Origin of the sequence: Planococcus maritimus (assembly GCF_001592825.1) — a bacterium.
Classification (GTDB): Bacteria; Bacillota; Bacilli; order Bacillales_A; family Planococcaceae; genus Planococcus; species Planococcus maritimus_C.
The window spans coordinates 1,659,114-1,681,571 of sequence record NZ_LTZG01000001.1 but is presented as its reverse complement, the minus strand read 5'-3'; the positions used below and the strand labels follow the sequence as shown (position 1 = coordinate 1,681,571).

At 47.1% G+C, this 22,458-nt stretch carries 21 protein-coding genes; 14 read left to right on the top strand and 7 right to left on the bottom strand.

The window, feature by feature from the left end; genetic code table 11:
• Positions 1 to 339: 339 nt before the first annotated feature.
• The 7 genes from gyrA to dnaA form a co-directional block, all read right to left on the bottom strand.
• The gene (gene gyrA / locus AY633_RS08260; RefSeq protein ID WP_068487825.1) at positions 340 to 2,910 is read right to left on the bottom strand and encodes a DNA gyrase subunit A; all 2,571 of its coding nucleotides are present in this window, start codon (positions 2,908 to 2,910) and stop codon (positions 340 to 342) included.
• A gap of 30 nt (positions 2,911 to 2,940) precedes the next feature.
• Positions 2,941 to 4,869, bottom strand: a complete 1,929-nt coding sequence (gene gyrB / locus AY633_RS08255; RefSeq protein WP_068459505.1) for a DNA topoisomerase (ATP-hydrolyzing) subunit B — start codon at positions 4,867 to 4,869, stop codon at positions 2,941 to 2,943.
• 47 nt (positions 4,870 to 4,916) lie between these two features.
• A complete protein-coding gene (locus tag AY633_RS08250; RefSeq protein ID WP_068459503.1) occupies positions 4,917 to 5,126 on the bottom strand; it encodes a hypothetical protein in 210 nt (69 codons plus the stop codon).
• 6 nt (positions 5,127 to 5,132) lie between these two features.
• Positions 5,133 to 6,245, bottom strand: coding sequence for a DNA replication/repair protein RecF (gene recF, locus AY633_RS08245; RefSeq protein ID WP_068487824.1), 1,113 nt, complete (start codon positions 6,243 to 6,245; stop codon positions 5,133 to 5,135).
• Positions 6,235 to 6,474 carry a S4 domain-containing protein YaaA gene (gene yaaA / locus AY633_RS08240; RefSeq protein ID WP_068487823.1) on the bottom strand — a complete coding sequence of 80 codons (240 nt, stop codon included), beginning with the start codon at positions 6,472 to 6,474 and terminating at the stop codon, positions 6,235 to 6,237. Before yaaA ends, recF begins: the two co-directional genes overlap by 11 nt.
• 107 nt (positions 6,475 to 6,581) lie before the next feature.
• On the bottom strand, positions 6,582 to 7,718 hold the full coding sequence (gene dnaN / locus AY633_RS08235) for a DNA polymerase III subunit beta (RefSeq protein ID WP_068487822.1): 1,137 nt from the start codon (positions 7,716 to 7,718) through the stop codon (positions 6,582 to 6,584).
• Between the two features lie 169 nt (positions 7,719 to 7,887).
• Positions 7,888 to 9,231: a chromosomal replication initiator protein DnaA gene (gene dnaA / locus AY633_RS08230; RefSeq protein ID WP_068459493.1), complete on the bottom strand. Its 1,344-nt coding sequence runs from the start codon at positions 9,229 to 9,231 to the stop codon at positions 7,888 to 7,890.
• 490 nt (positions 9,232 to 9,721) lie between these two features.
• Here dnaA and rpmH point away from each other — a divergent pair, with 490 nt between their 5' ends.
• From rpmH to ychF, 14 genes are all read left to right on the top strand, one after another.
• Complete coding sequence (gene rpmH, locus AY633_RS08225) at positions 9,722 to 9,859, top strand: 50S ribosomal protein L34 (RefSeq protein ID WP_033544046.1); 138 nt, start codon at positions 9,722 to 9,724, stop codon at positions 9,857 to 9,859.
• A 90-nt stretch (positions 9,860 to 9,949) separates the two neighbouring features.
• Positions 9,950 to 10,291: a ribonuclease P protein component gene (gene rnpA / locus AY633_RS08220; protein ID WP_068487821.1), complete on the top strand. Its 342-nt coding sequence runs from the start codon at positions 9,950 to 9,952 to the stop codon at positions 10,289 to 10,291.
• A gap of 61 nt (positions 10,292 to 10,352) precedes the next feature.
• A complete protein-coding gene (yidC, locus tag AY633_RS08215; RefSeq protein ID WP_068459489.1) occupies positions 10,353 to 11,132 on the top strand; it encodes a membrane protein insertase YidC in 780 nt (259 codons plus the stop codon).
• Positions 11,129 to 11,929, top strand: a complete 801-nt coding sequence (gene jag, locus AY633_RS08210; protein ID WP_068487820.1) for an RNA-binding cell elongation regulator Jag/EloR — start codon at positions 11,129 to 11,131, stop codon at positions 11,927 to 11,929. Before yidC ends, jag begins: the two co-directional genes overlap by 4 nt.
• 337 nt (positions 11,930 to 12,266) lie before the next feature.
• Positions 12,267 to 13,652, top strand: a complete 1,386-nt coding sequence (gene mnmE, locus AY633_RS08205) for a tRNA uridine-5-carboxymethylaminomethyl(34) synthesis GTPase MnmE (protein ID WP_068487914.1) — start codon at positions 12,267 to 12,269, stop codon at positions 13,650 to 13,652.
• 22 nt (positions 13,653 to 13,674) lie between these two features.
• The gene (gene mnmG, locus AY633_RS08200) at positions 13,675 to 15,558 is read left to right on the top strand and encodes a tRNA uridine-5-carboxymethylaminomethyl(34) synthesis enzyme MnmG (protein WP_068487819.1); all 1,884 of its coding nucleotides are present in this window, start codon (positions 13,675 to 13,677) and stop codon (positions 15,556 to 15,558) included.
• A 136-nt stretch (positions 15,559 to 15,694) separates the two neighbouring features.
• The gene (rsmG, locus tag AY633_RS08195) at positions 15,695 to 16,408 is read left to right on the top strand and encodes a 16S rRNA (guanine(527)-N(7))-methyltransferase RsmG (RefSeq protein WP_068487818.1); all 714 of its coding nucleotides are present in this window, start codon (positions 15,695 to 15,697) and stop codon (positions 16,406 to 16,408) included.
• Positions 16,409 to 16,493: 85 nt separating this feature from the next.
• Positions 16,494 to 17,357, top strand: coding sequence for a nucleoid occlusion protein (noc, locus tag AY633_RS08190; RefSeq protein WP_068487817.1), 864 nt, complete (start codon positions 16,494 to 16,496; stop codon positions 17,355 to 17,357).
• Positions 17,358 to 17,511: 154 nt separating this feature from the next.
• The gene (locus AY633_RS08185) at positions 17,512 to 18,273 is read left to right on the top strand and encodes a ParA family protein (protein ID WP_068459477.1); all 762 of its coding nucleotides are present in this window, start codon (positions 17,512 to 17,514) and stop codon (positions 18,271 to 18,273) included.
• On the top strand, positions 18,266 to 19,099 hold the full coding sequence (locus AY633_RS08180; RefSeq protein ID WP_068487816.1) for a ParB/RepB/Spo0J family partition protein: 834 nt from the start codon (positions 18,266 to 18,268) through the stop codon (positions 19,097 to 19,099). Before AY633_RS08185 ends, AY633_RS08180 begins: the two co-directional genes overlap by 8 nt.
• A gap of 203 nt (positions 19,100 to 19,302) precedes the next feature.
• A complete protein-coding gene (locus tag AY633_RS08175) occupies positions 19,303 to 20,016 on the top strand; it encodes a DUF554 domain-containing protein (protein WP_068487815.1) in 714 nt (237 codons plus the stop codon).
• Positions 20,017 to 20,059: 43 nt separating this feature from the next.
• Positions 20,060 to 20,941, top strand: a complete 882-nt coding sequence (locus tag AY633_RS08170) for a mechanosensitive ion channel family protein (protein WP_260804541.1) — start codon at positions 20,060 to 20,062, stop codon at positions 20,939 to 20,941.
• 15 nt (positions 20,942 to 20,956) lie between these two features.
• Positions 20,957 to 21,157, top strand: a complete 201-nt coding sequence (locus AY633_RS08165) for a DUF951 domain-containing protein (RefSeq protein ID WP_058382277.1) — start codon at positions 20,957 to 20,959, stop codon at positions 21,155 to 21,157.
• A gap of 80 nt (positions 21,158 to 21,237) precedes the next feature.
• On the top strand, positions 21,238 to 22,338 hold the full coding sequence (gene ychF, locus AY633_RS08160) for a redox-regulated ATPase YchF (RefSeq protein WP_068487912.1): 1,101 nt from the start codon (positions 21,238 to 21,240) through the stop codon (positions 22,336 to 22,338).
• Positions 22,339 to 22,458 lie beyond the last annotated feature (120 nt).

Genomic DNA, 22,458 nt, shown 5'->3' with positions numbered 1-22,458 from the left:
AGCGTTCGTCCTGAGCCAGGATCAAACTCTCCATTATAGAGTAGTTGATTGCTCAATACTGCTGGCGTATCGCCGTCCCGAAAGACGCACGATTCGCTTGATCTGCCGAAGCTGATCAGTAAGTTGTTTCGCGATCGCTCGCGACTGTATTGTTGACGTTTTGCTGTTCAGTTTTCAAGGTTCATGTTGTGCGCCTTGTTTTGGCGACTTGATAAATATATCACGCTCTTCTACCTACGTCAACACTTTTACGAAAAAACTTTTCCTTTCTACAAATCTCTTTCTATTAAGAAACAAAAAGAGCCTGTCGATTCACCGACAGGCTCTTTAAATAGTCTTCTATTCTTCTGGATTTTCTTCGACATTTCCAGACGTCTCATCTGTGATGGCATCGTCGTCTGTGTAAACATCTGCCTCTGCGCTTTCTTCAACAAGCACTTCGACACCGTCTTCATCGACTTCGGCTGCTTCATAGTCATCCAAATCCTTCTTCACTTTGGTAACAGTCGCCACAACCTCTTCATCGCCAAGACGAATCAATCGCACTCCTTGCGTGTTTCTGCCAGTCGTCGAAATATCTTCTACGTCCATCCGTATTAACACGCCGTGTTGTGTAATCAACATGATGTCTTCTGTTCCATTAACGGCACGTACAGCTACTAGAGGACCGTTCTTTTCAGTAATGTGACAAGTCTTGATCCCCATACCGCCTCTTGATTGAACACGGTACTCGGATTCTTTTGTTCGCTTGCCGTAACCATTTTCTGTAATGACCAGAATCTTATCGTCTGTCTCTAAGGTTTCCATGCCGACGACTTGATCGCCTTCGCGTAGACGGATACCCCTCACACCGCTGGCTGCGCGTCCCATACTACGAATATCGGTTTCTGGGAATCGAATCAATGCGCCATCACGTGTCCCGATCACAATTTCTTTATTGCCGTCAGTCATTTTGACTGAGATCAATTCATCGTCTTCACGTAAATTGATGGCAATTAACCCGTTTTGTCGGATATTGGCATAATTGCTTACAGGTGTCCGCTTGCTCAGGCCACCGCGTGTAGTGAAGAAGAAGAAATCATCTTCTTTGAATTCTTCGACACGGATCACTGCGGTCACTTTTTCGTTTTTGCCGATTTCCAATAAGTTCACTAATGGCAAACCTTTGGCGGTACGGCCATATTCAGGGACCTGGTAGCCTTTCTTCCGATAGACTTTCCCTTCGCTCGTGAAGAACAGGATCGTGTCGTGAGTTGATGTATATAGAAGATGTTCAACAAAATCGTCATCGTTGGTACCCATTCCTTGTACGCCGCGTCCGCCACGTTTCTGGCTCCGATACGTATTGGCAGGCAAGCGTTTGATATAGCCATTGTGCGTGAGCGTCAATACAGAAGCTTCACGAGGGATGAGGTCTTCATCTTCGATCATCTCAGAACCACCGACCGTGATTTCCGTTCTGCGAGGATCATTAAAGCGCTCTTTGATTTCAAGGATTTCTTCACGGATAATCTCAAGAATTTTCGATTCGTCCGCAAGAATGGCACGTAACTCGTTGATGAGTGCAATGAGCCCTTGATATTCTTCTTCGATTTTGTCACGTTCAAGACCTGTCAAACGCTGAAGGCGCATATCGAGGATGGCCTGTGATTGGCGTTCAGACAAATTGAAATCATTCATCAAACCATTGCGGGCTTCTTCAGTCGTCTGCGATCCACGGATCAATGCGATGATGGCATCGATGTGATCCAGTGCGATGCGCAAGCCTTCGAGGATATGCGCGCGGTCTTCTGCTTTTTGCAAATCGAATTCTGTACGGCGGCGAATGATGACCTTTTGGTGTTCTAAGTAATGATAAAGAACATCTTTCAAGCCCAGAACTTTCGGCTGGCCATTGACGAGCGCGAGCATGTTGATGCCGAAGCTTGTTTGCATCGCTGTCTGTTTGTACAAATTGTTCAATAGAACATTAGCACTTGCGTCTCTGCGCACTTCAATCACGACGCGCATACCGTTGCGGTCGGATTCGTCGCGCAGGTCCGTAATGCCGTCGATTTTTTTATCGCGTACCAGTTCTGCAATTTTTTCGATCAGGCGCGCTTTATTAACCTGGTACGGAAGTTCGTGAATGAGGATGACTTCTTTGCCATTTGGTTTTGTTTCGATTTCAACGACTGCGCGGATCAACACTGACCCTTTTCCTGTTTCATAAGCACGGCGGATGCCGCTTCGACCAAGGATAATGCCTCCGGTCGGGAAATCGGGACCTGGAAGGAATTCAAGCAATTCTTCCGTCGTGATGGCCGGATTTTCGGCCAAGGCCAAAACTGCGTCAATCGTCTCACCTAGGTTATGGGGCGGGATATTGGTAGCCATCCCGACGGCAATCCCGGAAGTTCCGTTGACAAGCAAGTTCGGGAATCGACTTGGAAGGACGACTGGTTCTTTTTCCTGGCCATCGTAGTTTTCCTTGTAATCCACTGTGTTTTTATTTAAATCGCGTAAAAGTTCCATGGAGATTTTCGACATCTTGGATTCTGTGTAACGCATCGCTGCTGCTGCGTCACCATCGACAGAACCGAAGTTCCCGTGTCCGTCGACGAGCATGTAGCGATAGCTGAAATCCTGAGCCATGCGTACCATCGTTTCATAAACTGCGCTATCACCGTGGGGATGATATTTACCGATTACGTCACCGACGATACGTGCTGACTTTTTATAGCCTTTATCCGCTGTGATTCCGAGGTCGTGCATGGCATATAAAATACGCCGATGCACCGGCTTTAAGCCGTCCCGGACATCCGGCAACGCACGAGATACGATAACACTCATCGCATAGTCTAGGAATGATGTGCGCATCTCCGTGCTAATATTTATTTCTTCTACTCCGCTGCCTGGCCGTTCCGCCATATCCGCAGCCTCCTCTCAACTCTTGTTGCGTTATACATCCAAATTTTTCACATAACTGGCGTTTTCTTCAATAAAGTTACGGCGCGGTTCGACATCGTCTCCCATTAACATGTGGAAGGTCTCATCCGCTGTCATCGCGTCTTCAAGTGTGACTTGTAGCAATGTCCGGAAATCCGGGTCCATCGTTGTGTCCCATAGTTGAGTAGCATTCATCTCACCGAGCCCTTTATAGCGCTGGACATGCGGCTTTGGTGATGCTGGCAATTTAGCCAATGCTTCTTTCAGCTGTGCATCCGAATAAACGTAATCGACATGCTTGCCTTGTTTGATTTGGAACAATGGCGGCTGTGCGATGTAAATATAGCCTGCTTCGATCAGTGGGCGCATATAGCGGAATAGGAACGTTAGCAACAAAGTACGGATATGGGCACCATCGACATCGGCATCGGTCATGATAACGACTTTATGGTAACGCGCTTTATCCAGGTTGAACTCTTCGCCGATTCCCGTGCCGAGCGCCGTGATGATATTGCGAATCTCTGCATTGACTAGAATCTTATCGAGACGCGCTTTTTCTACGTTAAGGATTTTTCCGCGCAAAGGTAGAATCGCCTGGAAGTGGCGATCTCGGCCAGATTTTGCGGATCCGCCTGCTGAGTCACCCTCTACGATGTAGATTTCACTGATTTTCGGGTCGCGTGAAGAACAGTCTGCGAGTTTACCAGGCAAACTGGAGACTTCAAGCACTGACTTGCGGCGCGTGAATTCACGTGCTTTTTTGGCAGCCATCCGCGCATGAGAAGCCATGATGCCTTTTTCAATGATTTTCTTAGCCGTCGAAGGGTTCTCCAGTAGAAAACGTTCAAATCCGTTTGAGAATAAGTTATTCACGATCGTCGATACTTCTGTATTGCCAAGCTTAGTTTTGGTCTGGCCTTCAAACTGTGGATCCGGGTGCTTAACGGAAATAATTGCCGTCAACCCTTCTCTAACGTCTTCGCCTGTTAAGTTTGCTTCCGCATCTTTCAAAATGCCGTTTTTGCGGCCGTAATCGTTAATGACGCGTGTCAACGCTGTTTTGAAGCCGGATTCGTGCGTACCGCCTTCATGGGTGCTGATATTATTGGCGAATGAAAAGATATTCGCCGCAAATCCGCCGTTGTATTGCATGGCGACTTCCACATTGATGCCATCCCGCTCCGACTCGACGAAAATCGCTTCTTCGTGAAGCGGGTCTTTTGATTTATTCAAATGCTCGACGTAGGATTTGATACCACCTTCGTAGTGGTAGTTCTTTTCCTGCTCCAAGCCTTCGCGCTCATCAGCGGCCACGATTTTCAAGCCCCGGTTCAAATAAGCGAGCTCACGGAGGCGGTGATCGAGAATATCGAATTCGTAAACTGTTGTTTCTTTGAAAATTTCAGCGTCCGCTTTAAAACGGATCGTTGTTCCGGTCTTGTCAGCTTCGCCGATGACGCCGAGTTCTTTTTTGACTGCGCCACGCTCAAATTGAATGAAATGGCGCTTGCCGTCCCGGTGTACATAAACTTCGGTCGTTTCCGATAAGGCGTTGACGACAGAGGCGCCTACACCGTGGAGGCCGCCGGATACTTTATAGCCGCCGCCGCCGAATTTACCGCCAGCGTGGAGAACTGTCATGATGACTTCAACCGCTGGGCGGCCCATTTTTTCCTGCATGTCCACTGGAATTCCGCGGCCGTTATCTTCCACGCGAATCCAATTGTCTTTTTCGATTGTGACGCGAATTTCATCGCAATAGCCGGCAAGGGCTTCATCGATGCTATTATCCACGATTTCCCACACTAAATGGTGCAGTCCTCTTGATCCTGTTGAACCGATATACATACCCGGCCGTTTCCGGACCGCTTCTAAGCCTTCCAATACCTGAATCTGATTGGCGCCATAAGATTGCTCAAGATTCGTATCTTCCATAGCCATTCCGTTCACCTGCTCTTTCTTGACAACTCATTATTTCCATTGACCGGTTATAACCTGTTTTGCTGAATTTTATTCAAAAGCGCCTGTGGCCGATAAGGCGACCCGTAGACGAAATCATCGGTAACGACATAGGATTTCACCGCTTCAGGCGGGACTAATAGCCGCGTAAAAGCGGAGTGGGCGTAATGTTCATAATGGACGATCGCCAGGATTTCCGTTACGGCAATCAATTGGGCGGCGCCTATCTGGACATACATGCGTCTTCACTCCTTGACCGTTCCTTTTGTTACTTCGAAAAGGCGTGCGTTTTGAATGGTGTCGTGCTGGATGCCTTCAACGCTGGTGGTTGTAACAAAGGTTTGCACAGACCCACGGATTGTGTTGAGTAAATGCGACTGGCGGTAATCGTCCAGTTCAGAAAGCACATCATCGAGCAAGAGAACCGGTGCTTCGCCGACTTCTTGCTTGATCAACTCAATTTCCGCCAGTTTCAAGGACAGCGCAGTGGTGCGTTGTTGCCCCTGGGAGCCATAAGTCTGGACGTCGTAACCATTGACGATGAATTGCAAATCATCGCGATGTGGGCCAACGAGGGTTACGCCACGGTCGAGTTCCCGCTTTTTCACTTCCTGAAGCTTTTGCTCTAAAAAGGACGCCATTTCAGCAGGCGTCCATTCGGGCTTCAAACCACTAATTGGCTGGTAGCGTATTTCTAATTTTTCCAGCCCACGGGAAATGCCATGATGAATTGGCTCTGCCCATTTTTGCAGCAATTCCATGAACTGGAATCTTTTTTGTATAATTTTTACAGCAGCTTCAATAAATTGCTCTGTATAAACCTCGAACATAACGTCATTGATGGTTTGTTTGCCGTAATGTTGCTTCAATATATGATTGCGCTGTTTCAATAGCTTTTGGTAATTGACGAGGTCGTGGAGATAGACCGGCGAGATCTGGCCAATCTCCATATCGATAAATCGACGCCTAACTTGCGGGCTGCCTTTGACGAGATGCAGGTCCTCAGGAGCGAACATGACGACGTTTAACTGACCGATATAATCACTTAACCGCCGCTGCTCCAGATGGTTCACTTTCGCTTTTTTGCCTTTTTTGGAAAAGCTGATTTCAAGCGGCAATTTGCCATATTTCCGGAGCACATCAGCTTTAATTTTACCATATTCCGCGTCCCAGCGTATCAATTCTTTGTCATTGCTTGTCCGGTGCGACTTCGCCATCGATAAAACATAAAGCGACTCCATGATATTCGTTTTGCCTTGTGCATTTTCGCCGATAAAGACGTTGATCTCCGGCGAAAAGTCGAGCTTAAGCGTTTCGTAGTTCCGGTAATTGACTAACTCGAGGTTGTCAATCCGCATCGAAGCTCATGCCTTCGGCGACAACGATACGGAATTCCCCCGTCCCCGGTATGCTCACAGTATCTTCCGGACGCAATTTACGCCCTCTGCGATCTTCCGCTTCTCCGTTTACGAATACTTCGTGTTCACTCAAAAACCATTTAGCCATTCCGCCTGAACTGATTGTGTCCGTCATTTTCAGCAGCTGTCCAAGTGTAATAAATTCTGTCTCAATCCCGATTTCCTTCAAAATGCACTCATCCTTCGATTCGTAGTCTATCCCTTTATTTTACCCTATTTGCCCCCATAAGTAAAAAGGATAGCCTTTATGGGCTATCCTGAGGGTTTTGATGCTGATTAATATGTCCGGACAGGAAGAATCAATTGCAGAATTGAGTCATCCAAGGCCGATTTTAAGATGAACGGGCGCATCGCTCCAGTGAACTGGATGACGACGTCTTGCCCATCAATTGCCTTCAAGGCATCCATCATGAACTTCGCACTGAAAGAAATCTTCAGCTCTTCACCGTCGACGCTTTGTGCCTGTAATTGCTCTTCGACTTTCCCGACTTCCGGAGAATTCGAGGAGACTTCGACTTCGCTTCCTTCGCTTGTAGAAAAGCGCACGACGTTATTGCGTTCTTCACGGGCTAGAAGTGACGCGCGGTCAATTGCTTGAAGCAATGAACGGCCGTTTACTGTCACCGTCGTTTTGTATTCAGACGGGATCAAGCGTGAAGTATCCGGATAGTTGCCTTCCAATAGACGGGAGAAGAACAAGATGTGCTTGGATTTGAATAACACTTGCTGGTTGGTCATGACGATTTCAACCGGATCCGATGTGTCATCAAGGATTTTGTTCAACTCATTCAAGCTTTTGCCTGGGATGACGACGCTGTACTCCCCTTCCGGCAAAGTTTCGAGTTTCGTTTTGCGACGTGCTAGGCGGTGGCTGTCGGTTGCGACACAAACGAGCTCTCCGTCTTTAACTTCCCAATGCACACCAGTAAGTACCGGGCGCGTTTCAGAACTTGAGACAGCGAATACGGTTTCTCTATTGATCGTTTTCAATAGATCAGCTGGAATCGTGAAGAGACGGTCATCTTGGATATCCGGCAATTGTGGATAATCCATAGCGTCTAGCCCGATCAAGTGGAATTCGGATTTTCCTGAACGGATATGCGTCTGGAAATTGCTGTTGATTTCGATTTCGACTTCGTTGGTCGGCAATTTACGGACGATTTCCCCGAATACTTTTGCTTGAAGGACGATGCTTCCGCCTTCTGTGACATCGATCAATTGTTTTCCGTCCTCTTCTGTAGGGATGAAAGTTTGAATCGTGATATCTGAATCACTTCCTGTTAAACGCATTCCTTCTGTAGAAACATCCATCTTGATCCCAGTCAAAATGGGAATCGTTGTTTTTGAACTGACTGCTTTCATTACATCGTTTAAACCTTCGACTAATCGCTCACGTTTTATCTCGAATTTCATTCTCGAACCTCGCTTATATATATATTTTAGTTATTAGTACTTAAAGACAGTAATAGTAGTAGGGGCTGTGAATATGTGGATAAGCCCGAAATGAGCAATAAAAGCAGCTTATCCACATGTAGACAAACTGTGCATAAACTGCTTAAGAAAATCGGGGTTTATCCACAGCCTATTTGCCGAGTGCAGATCGAATTTCTTTGATATCTTGCTGAAGCTGCTGATTCTCTTTTAACATCGTGTTGATTTTTTCGTGCGCATGGATAACGGTCGTGTGATCGCGGCCGCCGAATTCTTCGCCGATTTTTGGCAACGAGAAATCAGTCATTTCGCGTGACAAGTACATCGCGATTTGACGCGGATAAGCAATATCTTTCGTGCGGCGCTTGGTTTTGAAGTCATCGAGCTTAACATTGAATTGCTCACCGACTGCGTTTTGAATGTCCAAAATCGTGATAACTTTCGGCTTGGAGTTCGGCATGATGTCTTTCAAGGCTTCTGCAGCAAGCTCTGCGCTCATATCTCGGTTGATCAAAGAGGAATAAGCGACGACGCGGATCAAAGCGCCCTCAAGCTCCCGGATGTTGGAATCGATCGAATTGGCGATATAAGTCATGACATCGTTCGGGATGTCCAGACCGTCTGCTTTGGCTTTTTTGCGCAAAATGGCAATTCGCGTTTCTAAATCCGGCGGTGTGATATCGGTGATCAATCCCCATTCAAAGCGTGATCTTAAGCGATCTTCGAGTGTCGGAATCTCTTTTGGCGGCCGGTCGCTAGAGATGATGATCTGCTTGGATTCTTCGTGCAAGGTATTGAACGTATGGAAGAATTCTTCTTGTGTCTGTTCTTTTCCGGCTAAAAATTGGATATCGTCAATGAGCAAAATATCGACATTGCGGTATTTATTGCGGAAATCGACGGTCTGGTTGTCACGGATCGAGTTAATAAACTCGTTGGTGAATTTTTCAGACGACAAATAAACCACTTTGGCGTCTGGATTGTGCTCAATAACATAATGTCCGATTGCATGCATAAGGTGGGTCTTGCCAAGTCCTACGCCCCCGTAAATGAAAAGCGGGTTGTAAGCTTTTGCCGGTGCTTCAGCAACAGCAAGCGATGCAGCGTGTGCAAAGCGGTTGCCGGAACCGATGACGAATGTGTCAAAGGTGTATTTCGGGTTCAACATACCCGGCAAAAATTCTTGCTGTTCCGCCTGGCCCGGTTTAACACGGGGAGCGGGAAGCTGGAAATCATCCATATCCTGATCTTTTGGCACCACAAATTTAATAAGCGCTTCGTCCCCTGTCAGATCTGTCAAAATGCCGGTAATCAAGTGCACATAATGGTTTTCGAGCCAATCGCGCGCAAATGAATTCGGGGCTGAAATGGTGACAGTATCTTCTTTATAGGACAAGAGCTTAGTGGATTTGAGCCAAGTTTCAAAGCTGGGCTTGGAGATTCTTTTTTCGACTTGGGCTAAGACACTCGACCAAAGTTCGTCTAAGTGTTCCAATAGCGTATCTCCTTTATAGGTAAATATTTTTTACAGTATACCATACACAAAATCACAGCCTGTGGATAAGATCTGTAAACAGGCTTGGGGAAAACTATCCACACCTTACCCACAATATGTGGATAACTATTTTGGGATAGAAATTGTTAACAAGTGAAAACAAAACAATGTTATCAAAAAACGATAGACATTACAAGCATTTCTTTCAGTTATCCACATGGCAGGCTTTGTGCACATTTCTGATATCCACAGGCAGTTCCTATGTGAAAAACCTGTCGATAAAGCATGTGGATAAATCATTTTCACCAAAAATGAAATCACAGGAAGTTCACCGCTGATCCTCCCGTATTGTGTATAACTTTTCTTTTTGAATTGCCTGGGCGATCTTGTGCATTTAAAAGAAACCATTGACATAAGCAAGGCTGCGCCCTTATAATAGTCGAGACTGTCTTTAGAAAATAGTTAACTTTTATATAGGAGGTGTAAGGTCATGACATTGCGCACATACCAACCAAATAAACGCAAACACAGCAAAGTGCACGGCTTCAGAGCACGCATGAGCACAAAGAACGGACGTCGCGTTATCGCTGCCCGTCGCCGTAAAGGAAGAAAAGTACTATCAGCTTAAAGTCCACTGACCGCATCAGTGGTCTTTTTTTTTCTTTTTCGCGGAATTTGAGCGAAAATGCATCAAAATAAGCAAGTAGCAGGTGAAAGAATGAATAAGCAGCAGCGGATCAAGAAAAATACGGAGTTTCAGCGCGTTTTCAAAAAAGGGAAATCCTTTGCGAATCGGCAATTTATCGTTTATTTGCTGAAAGATGAGCAGGAAGCATTTCGCCTTGGCTTGTCCGTCAGTAAGAAAGTCGGCAATGCGGTCGCAAGAAACCGCGTTAAGCGTTATATCCGCCAAGCCTTCCTAGAATTGAAGGACGATCTTCTGCCAAACGCCGATTACATTATCATCGCCCGACCACAGGCGGCCAATTTAGATTTTCATGAAAGCAAGAAAAGCTTGGAGCATGTGTTGAAAATTGCACGCGCTTTGCCGAAGAAGTAGATACCGGATCTATCCGGATGGTATTATAGGAAGTAATTGAATAGAGTTTGGAGGAAGCAAAGTGAAGAAGAGAACCGCAGTGCTCTTCGCCTTGGTAGCCGTTGCCCTCTTATTGTCGGGCTGTACGGAGTTTGACCAGCCGATCAGCGACCAAAGCGAAGGGTTTTGGAACGAGTTTGTCGTATGGCCATTAGTGTCAATCATTACATTCTTTAAGGAATTCCTTGGTACGTATGGTTTTGGGATCATTGCCGTGACGATTCTTATTCGTCTGGCCCTACTGCCTTTGATGATCAAACAAACGAAAAGTTCGAAACGCATGCAGGAAATCCAGCCCGAGCTGGCTAAGTTAAAAGAGAAGTACAAATCGAAAGATGCCGTCACCCAGCAGAAATACCAGCAGGAAATGATGGCAATGTTCCAAGAGAAAGGCGTTAACCCGATGGCCGGTTGTTTGCCGGTTGTTATTCAGATGCCAATTTTAATCGGTTTTTATCATGCCATCAGCCGCATGAACTCAACACCTGAAATCGATCTTGGCACATTCTTGATTTTCCCGCTCGCCGAACCGAGTATTATCCTGGCTGTTACAGCGGGTGTCATGCAATTGATCGTTTTGCGCACGGGTCCAGCAATGGACAATCCGCAAATGAAAGCGATGATGTATTTCATGCCTGTCATGATTACTGGATTCGGGATCATCTTGCCATCTGCTTTGACGCTTTACTGGGTAATTGGGAACATCATCTCGCTCATCCAAAACATGTTCATTTACCGTCCATGGGAAAAGAAAGACGTGCAACAGCCTGTTAAAACGAAAACAGGAGGGGCTAAAAAGTGAAGCATCTTACACAAATGGGGAAAACGGTCGAAGAAGCGATTGAAAAAGCGCTGGAACAACTGAACACATCACGGGATGAAGTGACCATCCGCGTCATCGAAGAAGGAAAAAAGGGGTTTTTCGGATTCGGTGCTAAAGATGCGGAAGTGGAAGTCACGGTGATGGAAACAGCACAGCCAGCAGCTGAACATGCAGCACTTCAAACGGAAAAAAAACCGTCCGCGCATGATGGTGAACCTTCTGAGGAAGAGATTGCGGCCGAAATGCCGTCAGCTCCGACCGAAGAGGGAGAAGAACCGGATTTCGGTGAGCCAGTTGCAGAGCCGGTAGCGAAACCGTCGAATGAAAAAGCGATCGAAGAAACAAAAGCCTATTTGCAGGACATTGCACAAGGCATGAAAATCGATGATTTATCCGTTTCACATGAAAAACAAGGCAAAACGGTGCGTTTCAAATTGGAAAGCGAAAAAGTGGCGATGCTGATTGGCAAAAGAGGGCAGACCTTGAATTCGCTCCAGCAATTGGCGCAATTAGTGGCCAATCGCCACGCCGAGCAATTTATGATGGTCGAACTTGATGCAGAGAATTACCGGGAGCGCCGCCAGGAAACATTGGAGCAATTGGCGGACCGGATGGCGGACAAAGCGATCCGTACCGGAAATCGCGTCCAATTCGAACCGATGCCGTCTTATGAACGAAAAGTGATCCATCAGGCGCTATCGCGGCGCTTTGATATCGATACTTATTCAGAAGGCAAAGACCCAAACCGCTATTTGGTTATTGAACCGCATAAATGAGGAAAAAAGAGCCCGTTCGATCATGCAAATGATCGCAGCGGGCTCTTTTGATGCAAAAAAACGCAAGGCTAGTCAGCAAAAGCGGGAATTTCGCGGGTGTATATTTATGCATGTCATATTTGCGCGGTGAACCTGAAAAAAATACCAAAAACGAGCGCTGTATCTTTTGATTTTATGGGTTTTGTGTTATTGTTGTATGTTGTACAGCCACGCGTATTTTGACAGTTGTCCACATGTGGGCAACTGTTTTAACCCATAAAAAGTAGAAAGTATGCTGTGGGCAACTTTTCTTTGTTTGCCCCAGCATGTTGTTGCAAGAGGAGGAAACAGCATCATGATGGAATTCGATACGATTGCCGCGATTTCCACGCCAAGCGGTGAAGGAGCCATTGCTATCGTCCGTTTGAGCGGGCCGGAAGCAGTGGCTATCGCCAACCGTTTGTTCCGTGCTCCAGGCAATAAAGCACTCGCTGACCAAGCGAGCCATACCATTCATTACGGCCATATCGAAGATCCCGCGACAAACGAAATAGCGGAAGAAGTCATGGTCGCCTTAATGAAGGCACCGAAAACATTTACGAGGGAAGATGTGGTGGAGATTAATTGCCACGGCGGCATCGTATCGGTTAATCGTGTGTTATCACTGGCCCTAAGAGCCGGTGCACGGCTTGCGGAGCCTGGTGAATTCACTAAGCGCGCGTTCCTTAATGGGCGCATCGATCTGTCTCAGGCAGAAGCCGTGATGGACCTGATCCGCGCGAAAACGGACCGGGCCATGGACGTCGCGCTGACGCAAATGGAAGGGCGTTTATCCCGTCTCATCAGCTCGCTGCGCCAAGCGTTATTGGAATCGATCGCTCAGATGGAAGTGAACATCGACTATCCCGAATACGACGATGTGGAAGAAATGACACGCCCGATGATGCTTGAAAAAGCACAATGGGTGCAAGCGGAAATCGCTAAATTGCTCCAAACTTCCCAGCAAGGCAAGATTTTGCGCGAAGGCTTGTCCACGGTCATCATCGGCCGCCCAAATGTCGGGAAATCCTCGCTATTGAACAGCCTGGTGCAGGAAAACAAAGCCATCGTGACGGAAATTGCCGGTACGACGCGCGATATTATCGAAGAATATGTGAATGTGCGTGGAGTTCCACTGCGTCTCGTCGATACGGCAGGCATTCGGGAAACAGAAGACATCGTCGAGCGAATCGGTGTCGAACGTTCTCGTAAAGTGCTAAAAGAAGCCGATTTGATTCTCTACGTATTGAATTACGCAGAGGAATTGACTGAAGAAGACTTATTATTGTTTGAAGCAGTCCGTGACATGAATTATATCGTCGTCATCAACAAGACCGATTTGCCGCAGCAAATCGATTTGGAACAAGTCAGAGAGATTGCTGGAGACAAACGCCTCGTGACTACCTCATTGATTGAAGAAGAAGGCATCGATCAGCTCGAAGAAGCGATTGCCGAATTGTTCTTTGAAGGAGAAATTGAAGCAGGGGATATGACTTATGTCTCCAATGTCCGTCATATCTCGCTGTTGCACCAAGCGCATCAAACGATTTCCGACGCTATTTCAGCCGCCGAAATGGACGTGCCGGTTGATATGATCCAGATCGATGTGACCCGTACATGGGAAATTCTCGGTGAGATCATCGGCGATACGGCAGATGACGGCTTATTGAACCAATTATTCTCGCAATTTTGCCTAGGAAAATAAATTTTGAAGGGACTGAACGAACATGCCACAATATGAAGCAGGCACGTTCGATGTCATCGTTGTAGGCGCAGGCCATGCAGGGGCGGAAGCAGCACTTGCATCTGCACGCATGGGCGCTAAAACGCTTGTCTTGACGATGAATCTCGACATGATCGCCTTTATGCCTTGCAACCCGTCCATCGGGGGGCCGGCAAAAGGCATCGTCGTACGTGAAATAGATGCAATGGGCGGGGCAATGGGCCGCGTCATCGATAAAACACATATTCAAATGAGAATGCTTAACACAGCCAAAGGGCCGGCTGTCCGCGCACTTCGCGCACAAGCCGATAAAGTGCTTTACCAGCAAGAAATGAAGCGTTTGATGGAAGAGCAGAAAAACTTGAGCTTGCATCAAGGAATCGCGGAAGAATTGATTGTCGAAGACGGTGAAGTAAAAGGCCTCGTGACACAAGTAGGCGGCATTTACCGCGCCAAAACTGTGGTCATCACAACGGGTACGTTCCTGCGCGGCGAAATCATCATCGGTGATTTGCGCTACTCCAGTGGGCCGAACCATCAGCAGCCTTCTATCAAACTCGCGGAAAACCTGGAACAGCTAGGCTTTGAGACGGTGCGTTTCAAAACCGGAACACCACCGCGCATCAATAGCAACAGCATTGATTACTCGAAAACAGAAATTCAGCCAGGAGACGATGTGCCGCGCGCATTCAGTTTTGAAACGACGGAATTCATCATGGATCAGATGCCGTGCTGGTTGACTTACACAACTGCTGAAACGCATCAGATCATCGATGAGAACCTCCATTTGTCTCCGATGTATTCTGGGATGGCAAAAGGTACTGGGCCACGTTATTGCCCGTCGATTGAAGACAAAATCGTCCGTTTCAGCGATAAACCGCGCCATCAGATTTTCCTCGAGCCAGAAGGTCGCTCCACGCGTGAAGTTTACGTACAGGGCCTTTCTACGAGTTTGCCAGAACACGTTCAGCGCAAGCTGCTCGAATCGATTCCTGGCCTTGAGAAAGCAGATATGATGCGTTCAGGCTATGCCATCGAATACGATGCCATCGTGCCGACGCAATTATGGCCGACTCTTGAATCCAAGCAACTTCCTAACCTTTATACGGCAGGCCAGATCAACGGCACGTCCGGTTACGAAGAAGCAGCGGGGCAGGGGCTTATGGCTGGCATCAACGCCGCAGCAAAAGTACTAGGCAAAGAAGAAGTTATCCTCAGCCGTTCTGACGCATATATCGGTGTCTTGATCGACGATTTGGTAACGAAAGGGACGAGCGAGCCTTATCGCTTGTTGACATCTCGTGCCGAATATCGCCTATTGCTGCGCCACGATAACGCAGATTTGCGCTTGACGGAACTCGGTTATCAGCTCGGCATGATCACAGAAGAGCGGTATGCGCGCTTTCTTGAGAAAAAAGATCATATCGAAGAAGAAATCAAGCGCTTGCGCGGCATCATCATCAAGCCGAATGAGCAAACGCAAGAAGCGATTCGCAATGCAGGCGGCAGCGAGCTGAAAGACGGCATCCGTGCAGCCGATTTGTTGAAACGTCCAGAAATGAACTACGATATGATCGCGTCATTGACTGAATCCGACATCGCACTTAGCGACGAAGTGAAAGAGCAAGTCGAGATTCATGTGAAATACGAAGGCTATATTGAAAAGTCCCTTCTTCAAGTCGATAAGCTGAAGAAAATGGAAAACAAAAAAATTCCGGAAAACATCGATTACGATGCCATTTCAGGGCTTGCGACGGAAGCGCGCGGCAAACTGAAAGAAGTGCAGCCGCTCTCGATTGCACAAGCAACACGCATTTCCGGCGTTAACCCTGCTGACATTTCGATTTTATTGGTGTATATTGAACAAGGAAGAATCGCTAAAGTCTAGTTGGGATTTGAGCTCACTGGGCGGCACATAACAGAACTCGAAATGGGCTGGTATCCGCCAGCCCATTTGCTTTTACATAAAACGAAAATTCCGCTCCCGCAACTTTGCGGTGAGACCGGTGAGAGGGGGACCTATCGTGAACGAACAGCAATTTGCACAAGCACTTGAACAACAAGGCATCGAACTGTCCGAGCGTCAGCTAGAACAATTCCGCATCTATCACAAAGAACTTGTCGAATGGAATGAAAAAATGAATTTGACGGCAATCACGGAAAAAGAAGACGTGTATTTAAAGCATTTCTACGACTCCATCAGTGCTGCCTTCTATATGGATTTCACACAACCGCTATCACTGTGTGATGTTGGGGCAGGGGCTGGATTCCCGAGCATCCCGCTTAAAATCTGCTTCCCCCATATCGAAGTGACGATCGTCGATTCGTTGAACAAACGCATTCAGTTTTTAAATCATTTGAGCGAAGCCTTACAACTGGATAAAGTTTCTTTTGTCCACTCGCGTGCAGAAGATTTTGGCCAGTCCGAGCACCGTTCAAGCTACGACATCGTAACCGCCCGCGCTGTGGCCAGGCTGTCGGTATTAGCTGAACTATGTGTGCCGCTCGTTAAACAAGGCGGGGCATTTGCGGCCATGAAAGCTGCTTCCGCTCCTGACGAGCTGAAAGACGCAGACAAGGCGCTTCAAGTGCTTGGAGTGAAGCAAGAAGCCGTTCATTCCTTCCTCTTGCCAGTGGAAGAAAGCGAACGCCACATCCAAGTGTTCCGGAAATTCAAGGCAACGCCAAAGAAATACCCAAGAAAAGCAGGCATGCCGAACAAATCGCCAATCAGTTAATGTTTCACGTGGAACATACAGACCCAGGATTGCGTCTTTGGAATAAAACAACAAGAGCAAGTTTTTAATAAGGTGGTGCTTGAGCATGAAAAGTCCTTTTGCCCGTCTTTTCGGAGGCGGCGACAAAGCAAATGATGCAACAACAGCAGAAGCTTCAAGCCATGCTTCTGAAGAAGTCGTTAAAATTCCATTGGAGAAAATCCATGCGAACCAATTCCAGCCACGGACCGTTTTTGACGAAGAGAAAATCGAAGAGCTGGCCCGGACGATTCATGTCCATGGCGTCATCCAACCGATTGTCGTCAGAGATTCACAGCGGGAAGGCTTCTATGAAATTATTGCAGGTGAACGTCGCTTCCGTGCAATGACGTCTCTTGGCTGGGAGGAAGTTCCGGCGATCGTTCGTCAATTGAGCGATAAAGAAACAGCCTCTATCGCGTTGATCGAAAACCTCCAGCGCGAAGAATTGACGGCAATCGAAGAGGCGCATGCTTATTCTAATTTATTGCAGATCCAGGAAATCACACAAGAAGCGTTGGCTCAGCGCCTTGGTAAAAGCCAATCGGCTGTTGCCAATAAATTGCGGCTGTTAAAGCTCCCGGAAATTGTTCAGCAGGCATTGCTTTCACGGAGCATTACCGAACGCCATGCCCGTGCTTTGCTGCCGGTAAAAGACCCTGAACTCCAGCAACAATTACTCGAACAGTTATTGGAAGAAGGGCTTAATGTCAAAGAACTGGAACAACGCATCCGGAATTTGGCGGACCAAGCCGAGGCGAAACCTAAAAAGCGCAGAAAAGCCGTCAGCCGGGATATGCGCATTGCCATGAATACCATTAAAGAGTCATTGTCGATGGTCAAAAAAAGCGGCATCAAACTCGATACACAAGAGGAAGAACACGAGGATTATTATCAAATCACCGTGAAAATTCCAAAAAAACGCTCATAATCGCTCTTTCCGTTGAGGAAAGGGCTTTTTTTGGCAGATATATCTCTATGAAACAGGAAATTTGATACAATATAGAAATGAAAGCTGTCGCGGATAGCCATAAAAGCGTTTCCGCAGTAAACTAAAGACAGTATCGAAGAAAGTTGGTGCACGAGTGGGTAGAACGATTGCCATCGCCAATCAAAAGGGCGGTGTAGGAAAAACAACTTCATCAGTTAATTTAAGTGCCTGTCTTGCTTATCTCGGCAAGAAAGTGCTGTTAATAGATATCGATCCACAAGGCAATGCAACGAGTGGCGTCGGCGTCAATAAAGGCGATGTCGATCAATGCATCTACGAAATTCTGATTGACGATGTGGATGTCAAAGACACGATCATGGAGACAAAAGTCGAAAATCTTCATGTGGTACCGGCGACCATTTCACTGGCCGGTGCGGAAATTGAATTGGTTTCGACCATTTCACGCGAAGCACGCTTGAAAAATGCTTTGGCAGAAGTAAAAGATTTATACGATTACATCATCATCGACTGTCCGCCATCTCTTGGGTTGTTGACCTTGAATTCCCTAACCGCTTCAGACGGAATTATTATTCCAGTACAATGTGAATATTATGCTCTAGAAGGTTTAAGCCAGTTATTGAGTACCGTTCGGCTGGTCCAAAAACACTTGAACCATGACCTGATGATCGACGGCGTATTGTTGACCATGTACGATGCCCGGACCAATCTCGGCATGCAGGTCATTGAAGAAGTGAAGAAATACTTCCAGGACAAAGTGTATGACACGGTGGTCCCGCGCAACGTCCGGTTGAGCGAGGCTCCTAGCCACGGAGAGCCAATCATCATCTATGATCCGAAGTCGAGAGGCGCAGAAGTTTACCTAGAATTGGCGAAGGAAGTGATTCGTAATGGCTAAAGGATTAGGAAAAGGCATTAATGCATTGTTTCCTGGAGAAACGGTCAATGAAACGGATAAAGTAATGCAAATCAAAGTGACCGATATTAAAGAAAACCCTCATCAACCGCGAAAAGTATTCGACCAGCAAGCCTTAGAAGAACTGGCCGAATCGATTCGGGAGCATGGTATTCTGCAGCCAGTTGTCGTGCGCAAAAAAGGCGCGAAATTTGAACTTGTAGTCGGGGAACGCCGTTTTCGGGCGGCCAAGCTATGCAAATTGAAGGAAGTTCCTGCAATCGTCAAAGAATTCAACGAGCAGCAGATGATGGAACTGGCGATCCTTGAAAACTTGCAACGTGAGGATTTAACGCCGATCGAAGAGGCGGAAGCCTACCAGAAGCTCATGGATACATTGAATTTGACGCAGGAGCAACTAGCGTTCCGGCTTGGCAAAAGCCGTCCGCATATTACCAACCATATCCGTTTATTAACTTTGCCGAAAGAAGTGCGTGACCTCATTTCGGATAAGAAGTTATCGATGGGGCATGGCCGTACTTTGCTTGGTCTGCGCAGCAAAAAAAATATTTCCGAGACCGCGAAAAAAACGGTCAAAGAAGGATTAAATGTGCGCCAACTGGAAAACTTGGTGCAGCGATTAAATGACAATGTTCCACGTGAAACACCAGAAAAGAAAAAGGATATCTTTATAGAAGAAAAACAATCTGAGCTTCGTGACCGCTTCGGTACAAATGTCCAGATCAAAAAGCAAAAGAATAAAGGCAAGATCGAAATCGAGTTTTTCTCAGAAGATGATTTAGAGCGGATCTTGGATTTGTTGAAATAATGCGTTGACGTACGTGGCATTTTTAGTGGCCAGTATGCTTTTTACGAATTGAATGGTTACCTCAGCTTGAAGACGGCCTATTTTCCGGAAACGGGAAGTAGGCGTTTCTTTAGATGCGGGCCTCACAAGATTTGTCGAATGGATTAAAAGAGGGAGAAGAACTAGACGCCTATACCGAAGCATAGAGAGAAGGGAGCTCGATTATGGTTCTTTGGGGAACATTGGTTAACGCAGTTTTAATAGTCATCGGAACATTGATCGGGCGGGCATTGCGCAATATTCCCGACAAAATGAAAGAGACCGTTATGTATGTCATTGGGTTAGTGGTTGTCGTCTTAGGCTTGCAGATGGGCTTTGAGAGCCAGAATTTCATCATCGTCATCATTAGTTTGGTGCTCGGTGCCGTCATCGGTGAATGGGCAAGGCTGGAAGATAAATTGAATAGCTTTGGCCGCTGGATTGAACGAATGCTCGGCACGAAAGAAAGCCAAGGCAGCCTGGCACAAGGCTTTGTCACAGCGACCTTGATTTTTGTCATCGGCGCAATGGGCATTATCGGTGCATTGGAAAGCGGGCTCAGCAATGAACACGGTGTTCTTGTGTCCAAAGGGATCATCGATGGTTTTACGTCCATCATTCTCGCATCAACACTTGGCATCGGTGTTATGCTGTCGGCGATTCCGGTATTTGTGTACCAAGGCTTGATCGCCTTGTTCGCTACACAGATCAGTTTGCTTATTCCAGAAGCGGCGCTTGACTTGTTCATCACCGAGATGACGGCAACCGGAGGGGTAATGATTGCCGCAATTGGGCTTAATTTGATGGGCATCACGAAGATCCGTGTGGCGAATTTATTGCCGGGAATCCTCGTAGTTGCGTTTCTGGTCACGGCCGTGTTTAAATTCAATCTGATGTGAGTAATTTAAAGAAGGTGTAGACGTGTTTTTCGAAAGAAGTGTTGTGGAAAGATTTGTTAATCAGATGGTCACGAAGCTGCTTGATGAGGAAATGTGGGTCGACATTTCAGGAACGGCGCTGCGTGTCATATTAATCGCTGTCGGTGCCTATCTATTGACGCGCGTCGTGCGGGTCATTATCCGCAAATCGTTTTCGGTCCAATTAAAAGGGCCCCTTAAAACAAATGGACGCCGTCACCAAACTTTATCGAAATTAGTAGAAAATATTGCTACATACGTCATTGGATTTATGGCAGTAGTCGCCATTCTATCGGCTTTCTCAATCAATATTAGCGGGATCATCGCCGGTGCTGGTGTTATTGGCCTCGCTGTCGGTTTTGGTGCACAAAACTTGGTGCGCGACGTCATCACCGGATTTTTTATTATCTTTGAAGACCAATTTTCAGTCGGTGATTATGTCCGTATCAACCAAGCCGAGGGAACCGTCCAGGAAATCGGGCTGCGCACGACGAAAGTTCAAGCGTGGACCGGTGAGCTGTTTATCTTCCCAAACGGCACGGTGACAGAAGTCGTCAACTTCTCACTTCACAATTCCACTGCGGTCGTGGACTTGAGCGTTTCGCACGATTCCGATTTGGCTAAAGTAGAACGGCTGATCTTGGAGTTTTTGGAAACGGTCCAGCCCACTTATGAAGAAGTGATCAGTCCGGCCGAATTGCTTGGCGTGCAAAACATGACAGCAACCGAAGTGGTCATGCGCCTGACGGCTGAAACCTTGCCGATGCAGCATTTTGCCGTATCCCGCAGAATGCGCCGCGACTTGAAAGAGTTTCTCGATCAGCGTGGAGTCGAATTGCCGTATCCTCGCATGGTGGTCATGCACCGCGATCCCGGCGATCCGGTTTCATCAAATGCCAATAAATGATGGGGGAATGCAGCCATGGAAATGAAGGAATTTGGGTTACATGATATTGTCGAGATGAAAAAAGGGCATCCTTGCGGGGCGAATGCCTGGAAAATTATCCGCATGGGCGCAGACATCCGCATTAAATGCGAAGGCTGTCAGCACAGCGTTATGCTGCCTCGCGCGGAGTTCAATAAAAAAATGAAAAAAGTATTAGTGAAGGCCGAGGCGGAATGAGGAATGGACATTTCCGCCTCCTCTTTCTATAATGGAATGGTTGCAAAATTTGTGAGCGAAAAAGAAAGGTCGTGAATCCTTTGGCATTAACTGCAGGGATTGTAGGATTACCAAACGTAGGGAAATCCACATTATTCAACGCTATTACAAAAGCGGGCGCCGAAGCGGCGAACTACCCGTTCTGTACGATAGATCCAAACGTCGGCATCGTCGAAGTGCCAGATGAGCGCCTCGACAAACTGACAGAATTGGTCGAGCCGAAAAAAACCATCCCGACGGCGTTCGAGTTTACGGACATTGCGGGAATTGTCAAAGGCGCCAGCAAAGGAGAAGGGCTTGGAAACAAATTCCTTGCACACATCCGTGAAGTTGACGCCATCACGCAAGTAGTTCGCTGCTTTGCTGATGACAACATCACGCACGTATCGGGTGGAGTTGATCCGGTTTCTGATATCGAAGTCATCAACCTGGAGTTGGTACTTGCAGATATGGAAAGCATCGAAAAACGCATTAGCCGCAACGCCAAGCTATTGAAGCAAAAAGACAAAGACGCTGTTGCAGAAGAGCCGGTATTGGTGAAACTTCGCGAAGCTTTCGAGAACGGCGAATTGGCCCGTTCGATCGACTTCACAGAAGATGAGCTAAAAATCGCCAAAGGCTTGAACTTATTGACGCTCAAGCCAATGCTTTATGTCGCGAACGTATCAGAAGATGAAATCGCTGATGCGGCGAGCAACAAATACGTCCAGCAAGTTCGCGATTACGCAGCTGGCCACGATTCTGACGTCATCGTCGTTTGTGCGAAGATCGAAGAAGAAATGGCAGAGCTTGATGATGAGGAAAAAGAAATGTTCCTCGAAGAGCTTGGCATCGAAGAATCAGGGCTTGATCAATTGGTCAAAGCTGCTTATAACTTGCTTGGACTTGCGACCTACTTCACTGCGGGTGTGCAGGAAGTGCGTGCATGGACGTTCAAAAAAGGCATGAAAGCCCCACAATGTGCGGGCATCATCCACTCCGACTTCGAACGCGGCTTTATCCGCGCTGAAACCGTTGCTTACGAGGAATTGGTGGAAGCCGGTTCAATGGCTACGGCAAAAGAAGCCGGAAAAGTACGTCAAGAAGGCAAAGAGTACCTCGTGAAAGACGGCGATGTTATGCTGTTTAGATTCAACGTATAAGGCTTGTGCCGAATAGTTTATTGTCAGTCAGTGCCATGGAAACAAGTTAACAACGAAGTGGCGGCTGGAAAAAATACCGAACCGGGTGCTTTTTGAGCATCCGGTTTTTTATGAGGAGGG